This is a genomic window from Thetidibacter halocola, from assembly GCF_018224955.1.
Taxonomy (GTDB): Bacteria; Pseudomonadota; Alphaproteobacteria; order Rhodobacterales; family Rhodobacteraceae; genus Thetidibacter; species Thetidibacter halocola.
Genome location: NZ_JAGTUU010000010.1, coordinates 78765 through 91727 on the forward strand (window position 1 = coordinate 78765; position 12963 = coordinate 91727).

At 66.2% G+C, this 12963-nt stretch carries 12 protein-coding genes and 1 riboswitch; of the genes, 4 read left to right on the forward strand and 8 right to left on the reverse strand.

The window, feature by feature from the left end:
• Nucleotides 1-97: 97 nt before the first annotated feature.
• A complete protein-coding gene (folE2, locus tag KB874_RS20980) occupies nt 98-1198 on the reverse strand; it encodes a GTP cyclohydrolase FolE2 (protein ID WP_212538523.1) in 1101 nt (366 codons plus the stop codon).
• 124 nt (nt 1199-1322) lie between these two features.
• Complete coding sequence (gene metZ, locus KB874_RS20985) at nt 1323-2498, reverse strand: O-succinylhomoserine sulfhydrylase (protein WP_212538524.1); 1176 nt, start codon at nt 2496-2498, stop codon at nt 1323-1325.
• 45 nt (nt 2499-2543) lie between these two features.
• Nucleotides 2544-2622, reverse strand: a riboswitch (SAM riboswitch).
• A 134-nt stretch (nt 2623-2756) separates the two neighbouring features.
• Between metZ and KB874_RS20990 the strand changes: the two genes are divergently transcribed.
• Together KB874_RS20990 and KB874_RS20995 are read left to right on the forward strand one after the other, a co-directional pair.
• Nucleotides 2757-3686: a hypothetical protein gene (locus KB874_RS20990; RefSeq protein ID WP_212538525.1), complete on the forward strand. Its 930-nt coding sequence runs from the start codon at nt 2757-2759 to the stop codon at nt 3684-3686.
• A gap of 104 nt (nt 3687-3790) precedes the next feature.
• A complete protein-coding gene (locus KB874_RS20995; RefSeq protein ID WP_212538526.1) occupies nt 3791-5671 on the forward strand; it encodes a monovalent cation:proton antiporter-2 (CPA2) family protein in 1881 nt (626 codons plus the stop codon).
• Nucleotides 5672-5735: 64 nt separating this feature from the next.
• Here the strand turns inward: KB874_RS20995 and KB874_RS21000 are convergent, their stop codons facing one another.
• From KB874_RS21000 to KB874_RS21020, 5 genes are all read right to left on the reverse strand, one after another.
• Nucleotides 5736-6245 (reverse strand): CarD family transcriptional regulator, encoded by a 510-nt coding sequence (locus KB874_RS21000; RefSeq protein WP_212538527.1) that lies wholly within the window; start codon nt 6243-6245, stop codon nt 5736-5738.
• 301 nt (nt 6246-6546) lie between these two features.
• Nucleotides 6547-6885, reverse strand: a complete 339-nt coding sequence (gene fdxA / locus KB874_RS21005) for a ferredoxin FdxA (protein ID WP_212538528.1) — start codon at nt 6883-6885, stop codon at nt 6547-6549.
• 54 nt (nt 6886-6939) lie between these two features.
• Nucleotides 6940-7317, reverse strand: coding sequence for an RNA-binding S4 domain-containing protein (locus tag KB874_RS21010; RefSeq protein ID WP_212538529.1), 378 nt, complete (start codon nt 7315-7317; stop codon nt 6940-6942).
• A 1-nt stretch (nt 7318) separates the two neighbouring features.
• On the reverse strand, nt 7319-10255 hold the full coding sequence (locus tag KB874_RS21015; protein WP_212538530.1) for a helicase-related protein: 2937 nt from the start codon (nt 10253-10255) through the stop codon (nt 7319-7321).
• A gap of 25 nt (nt 10256-10280) precedes the next feature.
• On the reverse strand, nt 10281-10835 hold the full coding sequence (locus KB874_RS21020) for a tetratricopeptide repeat protein (RefSeq protein ID WP_249200707.1): 555 nt from the start codon (nt 10833-10835) through the stop codon (nt 10281-10283).
• Between the two features lie 82 nt (nt 10836-10917).
• On the opposite strand from KB874_RS21020, the gene KB874_RS21025 reads away from it, so the two are divergent.
• Both KB874_RS21025 and KB874_RS21030 read left to right on the forward strand, forming a co-directional pair.
• On the forward strand, nt 10918-11208 hold the full coding sequence (locus tag KB874_RS21025; protein WP_212538531.1) for an SCP2 sterol-binding domain-containing protein: 291 nt from the start codon (nt 10918-10920) through the stop codon (nt 11206-11208).
• Nucleotides 11208-12170, forward strand: coding sequence for an alpha/beta fold hydrolase (locus KB874_RS21030; RefSeq protein ID WP_212538532.1), 963 nt, complete (start codon nt 11208-11210; stop codon nt 12168-12170). Before KB874_RS21025 ends, KB874_RS21030 begins: the two co-directional genes overlap by 1 nt.
• On the opposite strand, the gene KB874_RS21035 is transcribed toward KB874_RS21030, so the two are convergent.
• Nucleotides 12150-12929: an HpcH/HpaI aldolase family protein gene (locus KB874_RS21035; RefSeq protein WP_212538533.1), complete on the reverse strand. Its 780-nt coding sequence runs from the start codon at nt 12927-12929 to the stop codon at nt 12150-12152. The genes KB874_RS21030 and KB874_RS21035 overlap by 21 nt on opposite strands.
• Nucleotides 12930-12963: the final 34 nt, after the last annotated feature.

Genomic DNA, 12963 nt, shown 5'->3' on the forward strand with positions numbered 1-12963 from the left:
GTAAACACGGCTGCGTGACCACGGCCCGCCAGGGCCCGTTGCACAAAAAAAGCGCCCGCCGGAGGGGCGGGCGCATGTTGTGCGGTCGGGAAAGCGATCAGCCGACGTGGAACAGTGTCGAGAACAGCTTGGGGTCGAGACTGTCGGAGGCAAAGGTGCGTCCCTCGGTCAGGACCGACACCGCGTCGTGGCTGTGCAGGCTTTCCTGGTGGCTGGCAACCACGCGGTAATCGCCGATACGCGCATCGGTCTGGCAGCCCTCGGCGAACAGCCGCGCCGCATCCTCGACGAAAATCGGGTTGGCGGCGTTCAGTTCGGCAAAGGCCTGCTCGTCCTCGCGCTTGACCATGACTTGCGTCTCGGTCGGCACGGCGCGGCGGCACATTTCGATAAGGTCCTCGAACCACAGGCATTCGCCGGGCACCAGTTCGACCGAGATCCGCGCGACGGAGCGCTGCGAATGCGGGGTCGCCAGTTGGCCGCGCTCGCGACGGGCATGTTCGCTGAGTTCCAGCGAGCAGGGGCAGGTCGAGCTGTACACATAGTCGAGATGCATGATCTTGCGGCGCACGCCGTCCTTCTCGACCAATTCCAGCGCGATGTCGTAATACTGGTAGCCCGACAGGCCGGACCGCAGCGACGCCACCTTGAGAGGAAAGCGGAAGGCCATGTTGATGCGGGCGTCGAACGATTCGAGGTCGCTCTTGTAGTCGTCCAGCGCCGCCTCGATCACCTCGAAGCTGAAGGTCTTGTCAGCATGCGCATAGAAGCTGCGCATGATGCGGGACATGTTGATGCCCTTCTTGTCAGCCTCGAGACTGACGGTGCCGGTCACGCTGGTTTCCAGCGTCAGGTCGCCATTGTCGCGCGTATGATACTGGATCGGCAGCCGAAAGTTCGAGATGCCGACATGCTGGATCGTCCGGTTCGCGCCCTTGATAAGCGATGACGGACCGTTCTGCAGGTCGGGCAGCGTCGCCTTGTAGGCCGCGTCTGCCGCAAAGCCGTGGGGGTAGTCGCGGTTGAGCACCGGATAGGCATCCGGCTGCGCATCCGGCGTCAACCGGGCGAGGATCGGATCCAGTTCGGCGATTTCGGCGTCGTGTGCCTTGCCAGTCCAGCGCCGCAGCAGTGCCAGGGCCTGTTCCGCTTCCTCGCGGCTGGGTTTCAGGTCGATATCCGGCGTGTGGATGTTCATGGATCAGGCCCCCTCGCATGTCGTTGACTTGTTCTTGAGATAGGTATCGCGAACCGCGATGTCCAATTTCTACAAGTGTTACGATGGGCAAATGGTTCCGGATCACTCTTTCCGCGACCCGACGCTAGATAGCGTCAAGCCCGCGCAGCAGGTCCTCGACCAGGTCGGCGCTGTCCTCCAGCCCCACCGACAAGCGGATCAGCCCGTCTCCGATGCCCAGACCGGCACGCTGTTCGGGCGTCAGGCGCTGGTGGGTAGTCGTGGCGGGATGCGTCGCGATCGACTTGGCATCCCCGAGGTTGTTGGAAATCACGATGATTTCCAACGCGTTGAGCAGGCGGAAGGCGGCGTCCTTGCCGCCCTTGACCTCGAGCGCCAGCATCGTGCCGCCCGTTCCCAGTTGGCTTTGCGCCAGGGTGTGTTGCGGATGGCCGGGAAGGCCCGGATAGATCAGCCGCGACAGTTTGGCATGGCCGTCAAGCGCCTCGGCAATGGCTTGCGCGCTCTGGGCCTGTGCACGTACGCGCAGGTCCAGCGTCTCCATCCCCTTGAGCAGCACCCATGCGTTGAACGGGCTCAGCGAGCCGCCGGTGTGCTTCATGTAGGGTTCGACCACCTTGCGGATATGCTGCTGCGTACCCAGGATCACGCCACCCAGGCAGCGCCCCTGCCCGTCGATATGCTTGGTCGCGGAATAGATCACCACGTCGGCGCCCTGTGCGATGGCATCCGAGAAGATCGGCGTCGAGAACACGTTGTCGACGATAACCGTGGCGCCGACCGCATGGGCCAGTTCTGCCACGCCGGCGATGTCGACCAGTTCCAGCGTCGGGTTCGACATCGATTCAAAGAACACCGCCTTGGTCCCGGGGCGAATGGCGGCACGCCACTGGTCGAGATCGGCGCCGTCGACAAAGCTCACCGAAACGCCATAACGGGTCAGGATTTCTTCGAGGATATACAGGCAGGATCCGAACAGGGCGCGGGCCGAGACCACATGATCGCCCGCCCGCAGCATAGAGCACAGCGCACCATTGACCGCCGCCATGCCCGAAGCGGTGGCAAAGGCGTCCTCGGCCCCTTCGAGCAGGGCGATGCGCTCTTCGAACATGCGGACGGTCGGGTTGCCGTAGCGGGCATAGATGAACTCGTCGTCGCCCGCCTTGATGAATCGCGCCTCGGCGGCCTCGGCGGTGTCATAGACGAAACCCTGGGTGAGAAAGATCGCCTCGCTGACCTCGCCCCATTGGCTGCGCCTTGTGCCGCCATGCACCAGGTTCGTGCGTTTGCCTTTTGCCATCGTTCCGTTCCTCAACAAAAAAGCCCCATCGCGGTCTCGCGAAAGGGGCCCCTCCGTCCGACCTCTTTAGCGGCATGTTTAACGTGGCCCGCAATCCGGTTAACAAATCGCCACGGGGGGGGGATTACGGCTTTGACGGGCCAAGTGCAAGGGTGTTGCGCATGGAGCGCACGCATCGTCACGCAGCTGTAACCAAAGCTTCACGGCTTCGTCGCAGCCTTTGCCTAAGGCGGCCACAACATGTCGTGGAGCGTGAGGATGCCCATACTACGCATCTCGACCGGAGAGACAGGTCCCCGCCTGCATGGTGTCAGTGCGCCACTGCTGCCCGCATTGCGCCACGCCCTGTCCGCGGATCCCGGCCCGGTCACGGTGATGATCCACGGGTTCAAGTATCAGCCCGGCCATCCCCGGCATTGCCCGCATGAGTCGCTCCTGTCGCGCCGCCCGGCCATCACCAGCCCGCGCATCGTCAGCTGGCCCCGGCGGCTGGGCCTGCGCGGCCAGCCGGGCGAGGGGCTTGGCCTGTCCTTCGGCTGGACGGCGCGCGGGTCGATCTGGCATGCTTGGCGCGCCGCGGATGCGGCGGGCGCGCAGTTGGCCGTTCTGCTGGGGCAGTTGGCGCGCCTTGCACCGGGAAGGCCGGTGCACCTGGTCGCCCATTCGCTGGGCGTGCGCGTGGCTCTGGCGGCGCTGGCGCGGTCCGCGCCCGGTGCGGCGACCCGCGCCATCCTGATGACCGGGGCCGAGTATCGGGCCACCGCCGACCATGCCTTGCGCAGCCCGGGCGGCGCCGCCTGCACCGTGCTGAACGTCACCAGCCGAGAGAACGACCTGTTCGACTTCCTGCTGGAACGGCTGGTGTCTCCCCCGGTGGCCGGCGACCGCGTGCTAGGCCACGCGCCGCTCGACCTGCCGCATGTCGCGACGCTGCAACTGGACGACCCGCAAAGCCTGGCCGCCCTGCGCGGGGCGGGTTTTGCCATCGGGGCGCCGCAGCAGCGGGTCTGCCACTGGTCGCCCTACCTGCGGCCCGGCGCCTTTCCGCTCTATCGCGCGTTCCTGTCCGGACGGCTGGAGATGGCGCGCCTGCGCGCGATCCTGCCCGGCGAGACCGCGCCGCGCTGGTCGCGCCTGCGCCCGGCCCTGCCCGGCCTGCCCCTACCCCGGCCCTTGCCGCTGCGCTGAGACGGGGCATATCGAAGCAAGCGCCAGCATTTTCCGGCGCGCCATGTTGCGTTTCCACGACGGCGCACCGCATCATGGAGGCAAGGCACAAGAAAAGAGGCACCATGGATTCTTTCCTGCTTCAGGGCACCATCTTTCTCGCGGCGGCGGTCATCACCGTCCCCGTGGCGGCGCGGCTTGGCCTTGGATCGGTCCTGGGATACCTGCTGGCCGGGTTGATCATCGGACCGGGTCTTGGCCTTGTCGCCCATACCGAGGATCTGCTGCACTTCGCCGAATTCGGCGTCGTGATGATGCTGTTCATCATCGGGCTGGAACTGGAGCCTCGGGCGCTCTGGGACATGCGGCACCGGCTGGTGGGCCTGGGGGGGCTCCAGATCCTGCTGACGATGGGCGCGGTGGTCGCATGCGGCAACGCGCTGGGCCTCGCCTGGCAGACCTCGCTGGCGGTGGGCATGATCCTGGCGCTGTCTTCGACGGCGATCGTGCTCCAGACCCTGAACGAGAAGAAGCTGATGCAGACGCCCGGCGGGCGGTCTGCCTTTTCGGTGCTGCTGACGCAGGACATCGCGGTGATCCCGATGCTGATCGCCCTGCCCCTGCTGGAAGTGGCGCGCGTGGCGACGCTGTCGAACGATGGGTCGATCAACCGGCCGCCCGTACCCGAGGAAGCCCACCACGCGATCTCGCTGGTCGAAGGGCTGCCGGGCTGGGGGGTCGCGCTGGTGACGCTGGGCGTGATCGCAGGTCTGATCCTGTCGGGCGTCTACGGCGCGCGGCCGCTTTTCCGCTACATCCACGGCTCGCGCCTGCCAGAGATGTTCACCGCCGTGGCTCTGCTGATCGTGGTGGGTATCGCCCTGCTGATGACGATGGTCGGCCTGTCGCCCGCGTTGGGCACTTTCCTCGCCGGCGTGGTTCTGGCCAACTCGGAATTCCGGCACGAGCTGGAATCCGACATCGAACCGTTCAAGGGCCTGCTTCTGGGCCTGTTCTTCATCACCGTGGGCGCCGGGATCGACGTGGCCTCGTTCCTGCGGGAACCCGCGATCATCATGGGCCTGGCGCTGGGCCTGATCCTGCTCAAGGGCGCCATCCTCTACGGTCTGGGCTATGCGTTCGGCCTGCGGCGGCGGAACCTGTGGCTGTTCACGCTGGGTCTGGCCCAGGCCGGCGAATTCGGCTTTGTCCTGATTTCCTTCGCCTTGTCACTGAACGTGCTGACCGATGGCCTGGGCGGGCGGCTGCTTCTGGTGATCGCCATCAGCATGCTGATCACCCCGCTGCTGTTCATACTGTATGACTACCTGTCGTCCCGCATGGCCGACCGCGAGGACGCGCCAGAACCCGACGAGATCGACGAGGAAGGGCCCGTCATCATCGCCGGAATCGGCCGCTTCGGCCAGGTGGTCAACCGGCTGGTGCAGTCCACCGGCCACAAGACGGTGGTACTGGACCACGACATGCAGACCATCCAGCTGATGCGGCGTTTTGGCTACAAGGGCTTTTTCGGCGACCCGACGCGGCCTGAACTGCTGAACGCCGCCGGGTTGGGCAATGCCAAGGTGCTGGTCGCCGCGCTGGACGATCCCAAGTCGGTGACCAAGCTGGTGGCCTATGCCCGCCGCCTGCGCCCCGACCTGCATATCGTGGCCCGCGCACGGGACCGGACCCATGTCTATCAGCTTTACCGGGCCGGGGCCGACGACATCGTGCGCGAGATGTTCGACAGTTCACTGCGTGCAGGGCGCTACGTGCTGGAGAACATCGGCATGAGCGACTACGAGGCCGCCCTCGCCGAGGAAACTTTCTACTACCATGACCGCGAGACCGTGCGCGAACTGGCCGAACTGTGGGACCCGTCGCTGCCGGCGGATCAGAACCACGCCTATATCGAGCGTGCCAAGGAACTGGAAAAGGACCTGGAAACCGCGCTGTTCACCGCGCTGGAGAACCGCGCCAAGCAGGACCAGAACGCCGCCTGACGGCAGCGCACAAAAAAAGCCGCGCCCGTCACGGGGCGCGGCGATCAGTCGTTCTTACCAGAAATCAGGCCGCGCGGCGGCCAAGGACATCGTCCACCTGCTTGGCGGCGGCGACCTCGTCTCCGCCGGAGACGGCGGCCACTTCGCGGGTCAGACGCTCCAGCGCGGCCTCGTAGAGCTGACGCTCGGAATAGGACTGCTCACGCTGGTCGTCCGCACGATGCAGGTCGCGCACGACCTCGGCGATCGCGATCAGGTCGCCCGAGTTGATCTTCTGCTCATACTCCTGGGCGCGGCGCGACCACATGGCGCGCTTGACCTTGGCCTTGCCTTTGAGCGTCTTCATCGCCTGATCCACCACGTCGGGCGAAGAGAGCGAACGCATACCGACTTCCGTTGCCTTGTTCGTCGGAACCCGCAGGGTCATCTTGTCCTTCTCGAACGAGATGACGAACAGTTCGAGGCTGATGCCAGCGATCTCCTGCTCTTCGATCGACACGATCTGTCCGACGCCATGCGCCGGATAGACCACGTAATCGTTGGGACGGAACTCGGATTTCTTCGCTTTGGTCATGTTGTTTCGGTCCTCACAACTCGCCCGCATCGCGGCATCGGATGAGCAAGGGAGCACCATCAGGCGACAAGAAAGTGAGCGCGGATCCCTTTGATCCCCGTTCACCCGATCTGATCGTCGATGGTTAGGCCCCCTGGTGCAGCTTCACCCGGTGCATGGTGCATGGCATATTCATATATGCAAGATAATACCATAAACCGAGGGCACTTGATAGCGGCACGAGAAAACCCGCTTAATCCCGCCTTTTCAGACGGATAGCGCGCCTTCCTAAAGTGCCGCGAGCGGTCGCCCGCCGAATCGCTCAGCCGCCCTGGCCGGGCGTTTCGCTGAAATACTTCTCCAGCTTTCCGGTCTCTCCATCTCGGTCCTCGGCCTCGGGCAAAGGGTCCTTGCGGGTGATGATGACAGGCCAGGCCTCGGAGTATTTCCGGTTGAACTCCACCCACTTTTCCATGTCCGGTTCGGTATCGGGGCGGATCGCGTCGGCGGGGCATTCAGGCTCGCAGACGCCGCAATCGATGCATTCGTCCGGATGGATGACCAGCATGTTCTCGCCCTCGTAGAAGCAATCCACGGGACAGACTTCGACACAGTCCGTGTATTTGCAGGCGATGCAGTTGTCGGTCACCACGTAGGTCATGGGGTCTCTTCCATCCGATGCGCGTCTCGGGTCTAGCTAGACCAGAGGCGGGGATCATTCAAGCGCATCGGGCCACGACTTTTCGAGCATGCGGCGATCGCGCTTGGTCGGGCGCCCACCCGCCTCGGCCTGGGGCGCCGACAGGTCAGGCTCGCGCGGTTTCGGCGGGTCCAGGTCGTGGTAGAGCGCCTGCGCCTCGGGGGCCGGGCCGCGGCGTTCACCGAGCGCGACGACACGGATCACCCGCACGTCGCGCGCCTGCGAAAAGGTCAGGACATCGCCGGGACCGACGGCAAAGGCGGGCTTTGCCACCGGCTGCCCGTTCACACGCAGCCCGCCCGAGACAGCCTTTGCGGCCAGGCTGCGCGTCTTGAAGAAGCGCGCATGCCATAGCCACTTATCGATCCGGAGCTTCGACCCGGCGCCGGTCAATTCAGGTCTTGTCCCTCAGCCCCATCAGCGCTGCGGCGAAGGGGTTGTCGGGGTCGATCCTGTCCTTCTTCTGCGGACGAGCCTCGTAGGTCTTGGGGCCGCGATCGCGTTCGCGGTCGGGCTTCGGCCCACCCTTGCCCTTTGGCTTGCCCCCCTTGCCACGCGGCTTGTCCCCGCGCTCACCCCGATCCCGACGCTCGCCGCCGGGGGCGCCGCGGTCGCGACGCTCACCGCTGCCTTCGCGCTTCTGGCCGTCGCCGGCCGTCGCCTCGCGGCGGGGTTTGCCGCCACCCCGGCGCTGCTGGTTGCCGCGATTGCCGCCCCAGGTGAAGGTGAAGAAGACCTCCATCTCGGGGCCGGCCAAAGCCTCGTCCAGCACCGCACCGGGCGTCATCTCACCCTCGGGCGTCTCGGCGACGGCGGGCTCGGCGGCCGGTTCGGCCGGCGTCTCCGCCACCGGCGCCACGCCGGCATCGGGGATCTCGGCCTTGGGCAGGTCGGCGGCCTCAGGCGCAGCGCCTTCGGTCGCCGCAGCCTCGGCCACGACCGCATCCACCGGCTTGACCTTGGCGCGCTCGGCCTTTTCGGCGCGATAGCCCAGGCCCTGCATGAGGTCCGCGAACTGGTCGAGCGTCAACCCGGTGATCGAGAGCATGTCGGCCTTGGCCTCGAAGCCCGCGCGGCTGTCCTCGGCGCGCAGCATGTCGGCCAGGCGTTCCAGCATGTCGATGCGGATCGCACGCTCGCCGGACTTGCGGTAGCCGCCCAGCGTGTAGTGCTGTGCGGGCACATCGGCGATGTTCGGCACGGTGACCAGGCCCGGAGGCGGCGCCTCGGGGAACTCGTCGAGTCCATTCGCCAGAGACCACAGCACCAGCCGCAGCCTGGTCGGCGCGGGCTTCAGCATGAGTGGCATGAAGATCGTGTATTGGCCAAAGCGGACGCCATGCTTGCGCAGAGCGCCACGCGACTCCTGGTCCAGCTGCTTGACCTCGTCGGCGATCTCGGCGCGCGGCAGCACACCCATCGACTCGACCAGGCGGAAGGCAAAGCCCCGTGCAAGGCCCGTCAGCGCCTCGTCGCCCTGCAATTTCAGCAGCGGCTCGAACAGGGTGGCGATCTTGCGATCGATGAAATGCTGCAGGCGGCGCTCGACCTTCATCGCGACGTCCGGCCCGGCCTCGTCATCGACGAAGGCCACCACGCGCGGCTTCAGCGGATCATCACCCTTGGCGAGCTTGCCCACCGCCTGGTCGCCCCACATCAGGCCACCCTGCTCGGTGAAGTCCAGCTCGGTGTCCGGCGCGTTGTAAAACCGGTCCGCCCGCAGGTGGAAATGCGGCGCCAGTGCCTGCAGCGAGGCCTGGCGGACGGTCTTGTCCTCCTGCCCCACGCCGCTCTTGTCCTGGCGGAAACGGAAACCCTCGAGCCGACCGACGAATTGTCCTTCGACGGTCACCTCACCCTTGTCATTGACTTCGGCCACCATGGCCTCCTTCTGCTTCAACCGGCGGAGCAGGACGCTGGTCCGCCGGTCAACAAATCTTTGAGTCAGGCCCGCGTGAAGCGCGTCCGACAGGCGATCTTCTACCGCACGGGTCTCGCCGCGCCAATGGTCTTCGTCCCCGACCCAGCCACGGCGCTGCGCCACATATGTCCAGGTGCGGATATAGGCCAACCGTTTCGACAATGTGTCAATGTCGCCATCGGTCCGGTCGATCCGGTTCACCTGCCTGTGCATGAAATCGTCCGGAATCCGCCCGCGTTCGTGCAGGTGGTTGAAGATCACGCCCAGCAGGCCCGCATGTTCGGCATGGCTGATGCCGCGGAAATCGGGGATACGGCAGACATCCCAGAGCAGCTGCACCGAGGTTCCGTCGCTGGCTCGCGCCCGCACCTCGGCCTCCGACGACAGCGCGCGCAAGGCGCGCAAGTCGTCGGCCTCGCGCGCCTTGGACAGCCACTCGTTGTCGGGGGATTCGTCGAGGCTGCGCTCCAGCGCGTCGATGCTGCCGAAGGTGAGGCGCGCGTTGCGCCAGTTGAGTTTCTTCAGCGGCGTGAAGCTGTGGTTGACGATGTTCTCGACCCAGTCGTCGGGGATCTGCCCGGCCTCGCCCGTCACGCCAAAGGTGCCGTGGCTCATCCCCCGCCCGGCCCGGCCGGCGATCTGGGCCAGCTCGTTGGGCTGCAAGGGACGCATCCGCCGCCCGTCGAACTTGGCCAGCGCGGAAAAGGCGACATGGTCGATATCCAGGTTCAGGCCCATCCCGATGGCGTCGGTGGCCACCAGGAAATCGACCTCGCCATTCTGGTACAGATCGACCTGCGCATTGCGCGTGCGCGGGCTGAGCGCCCCCATGACGACCGCCGCACCGCCCTTTGTGCGCTTTAGCAACTCGGCAATCGCATAGACATTATCGACGGAAAACCCGACAATTGCAGTCCTGCTTGGCAGTCTGCTTATCTTTTTCGAACCTATATAGGAGAGTTGGCTCATCCGCTCGCGGCGGATGAATTCCACACCGGGCACCAGGGCCGCGATGGGGCCCCGCATTGTATCCGCGCCCAGGAACAGGGTCTCGTGCAGGCCGCGCATCCGCATCAGCCGGTCGGTGAAGACATGGCCACGCTCGGCATCGGCGCAAAGCTGGATCTCGTCCACGGCGACGAAATCGGCGCCCATGCCCTCGGGCATCGCCTCGACCGTGCAGACCCAGTATTGCGCGCGGGCGGGCACGATGCGTTCCTCGCCGGTGACCAGCGCCACGACAGAAGGGCCGCGCGCCGCGACGATCCGGTCATAGACCTCGCGCGCAAGCAGACGCAGGGGCAGGCCGATGATACCGGTGCGGTATCCCAACATGCGCTCGATCGCGTAATGGGTCTTGCCTGTATTGGTCGGGCCGAGAACGGCCGCGATCCGTGCTTTCTGGGCCATTGGCCCCCCTCGCCTGGGCTGCGCGCTAGAGCGCGACGCCCTTCACCTCTCGCTCGAGCCGCTCAAGCGCCTGTTCGACTTCGGCATCATGCGGACGCAGCCGCAATACCCGTTCGTAGGCGTCATAGGCAAGGGCCGGTTTCCCGGTCTGCTCATGGATCGCGCCGACGCCGCGCAGCGCCGCGAAATGGTGGGGGTTCAGCGCCAGAGTGCGTTCCAGCGCATCCATCGCCGGGCCGAACATGTCGAGCTGGTAATAGGCCAGCGCCAGCCCGTGCCAGCCCTCGGCGAAATCCGGCGCATGGTCGGTCAATGCACCGAAATGTTCGACCGCCGCGGTCCAGTCGCTGACCTCCAGCGCATCGTGGCCGCGTTTCAGCAGCAGGTCGCGCGTGGCAGAGCCGGATTTCGACCATTCGTCGATCACCTGGCGTTCAAGCCGGGCTGCCGCCCCCTCGTCCGGGGCCTGCGCCAGCTCTTGCAGCAAGGCGTCCAGGCGACCGTCCTCGGCGCCGGCGAGGCCGGGTATGGAAAACATGACTACGGCCAGAAGTGCCGCGACGGTAGATTTGATATTCATCGGACCCATGCTCATAACAATGACGAGTGTAGCCGCTGGCCCGTTAAAATCCAGCGCACGTTATCGAGAGAAAGGCACCGATATGAGCGATACCCTCAACGCGGCCGTGGCCGCCCTGAACGAAAAGATGGCCGGAGCCGGCTTTGACGGCACCGCCCGCTTCGTCATGGGCGACGAGGGCAGCTTCATCGTGGACGAGACCGGCGCACGCCTGGGCGACGACGAGGCCGACGTGACGCTGAGCGCCGACGTCGACACCTTCCAGCAGATCTTCGAGGGCGCGCTGAACCCGACGAGCGCCTTCATGTCGGGCAAGCTGACCATCGACGGCGACATGGGCGCGGCGATGCGCCTGGCGCAGGTCCTGGCCTGATGACCCTGACACCCGCCCCCTTCCATGCCGACCTGGCAGAAGGCCCGCACGACTCGCGGGCCTGGTGGGTGCGGACCCGGGACGGACTGCGCCTGCGCGTGGCCCATTTCCCCAGCCAAGAGGCACAGGGCACGGTTCTGCTGTTCCCTGGCCGCACCGAGTATGTCGAGAAATACGGCCGCACGGCGGGCGACCTCGCAGCGCAGGGATTTCACACGCTGACCATCGACTGGCGCGGCCAGGGCCTGGCAGACCGGATGCTGGACGATCCGCGCACCGGGCATGTGGACATCTTCCTCGACTACCAGCTCGATGTCGCCGCGATGCTGGACGCGGCCGAGGCGCTGGACCTGCCGCGCCCCTATTACCTGATCGGGCATTCCATGGGAGGCTGCATCGGCCTGCGCGCGGTGATGTCGGGCCTGCCGGTGCAGGCGGCGGCCTTTACCGGCCCGATGTGGGGCATCCGCATGGCCCACCCCGTGCGGCCTGCCGCCTGGGCGCTATCCTGGTCGTCCAAGCGGATCGGGCTCAGCCATCTGCTGGCCCCCGGCACCGGGGTCGAAAGCTATGTCGCCGTGGGCGCCTTCGAGGACAACACGCTGACGACGGATCCGGACATGTGGGATTACATGCGCCGCCACGTCCTGGCCCGGCCGGAACTGCAACTGGGCGGCCCGTCGATGCACTGGCTGCACGAGGCGCTTGCCGAATGCCGCTCGCTGGCGCGCATGGCCTCGCCCGCGCTGCCGGTCCTGACCTTCCTCGGCACGAACGAACGCATCGTCGACACCGACCGCATCCATGACCGAATGCTGCGCTGGCCCTCGGGCAAGCTGGTGATCGTGGACCGCGGGGAGCACGAGATCCTGATGGAACGTCCCGAGGTCCGCAATGCCGTCGTTTCCGACATCTGCTCCCTGTTCGAGGGCGCCCGCCCCTCAGCCGCGCTCTCGGCCTGACGCCGCGTGAAACGCCTGTGCCGTGGCATTGGCCCCGGCGCGCATCCAGCCCAGTTCCGAACCGACCAGAACCATGTGCATGCCATAGTCGCGCGCCCAGTCCGCCGCCATGGCCGAGGTCGGGGTGAAGCTGGCAAAGCCCTTGCCCGCCGCCCGTGCCGCCGCGCCAACCCGTGCCAGCGCCGCTTTCAGATCGGGGTTGTCGAGGCTGTCATGACCGTAGCTGACGCTGAGATCCGCGGGGCCCACGAACAGCGCGTCGATATTCGGCACCGCTGCGATCGCCTCGCAGGCCTCGACGCCCTCGGGTTCCTCGATCTGGGCGATCACCACGCTTTGCGGGTCCTGCGATAGCACGTCGGCCATGGACCGCGCGCCATGCCCCGCCCAACGCGTCCCACCAGCGAACCCGCGCCCGCCCAAGCCGAAATGCGCGGCTCTTGCCACCGCCTCCGCCTTTTCCGCACTCCAGACATGCGGGACGACCACGCCCACCGCCCCGGAATCGAGCGCCTGGAGGATCTCGCGCGCCCCAGCCTCGCCCACCCGGACGACCACGGGGAAATCCATCGCCCGGGCCAGCGCAAGGCAGGCATCCATGCCCGCCCGGTCCACCGGTGCGTGTTCCGTGTCGAGACAGACGAAATCGAGGTCGCTCAGCGCCAGCACCTCCATCACCTGGATCGAGGGCGTCTTGACGAAAGTGCCCGCCAGCGGCGCGCCGCCGCGCAGCCTGTCCCTGAAACCTGCAATCCGCATCTGTCCCCTCCCTTGCTGGCGTGCGCGTCCCGTG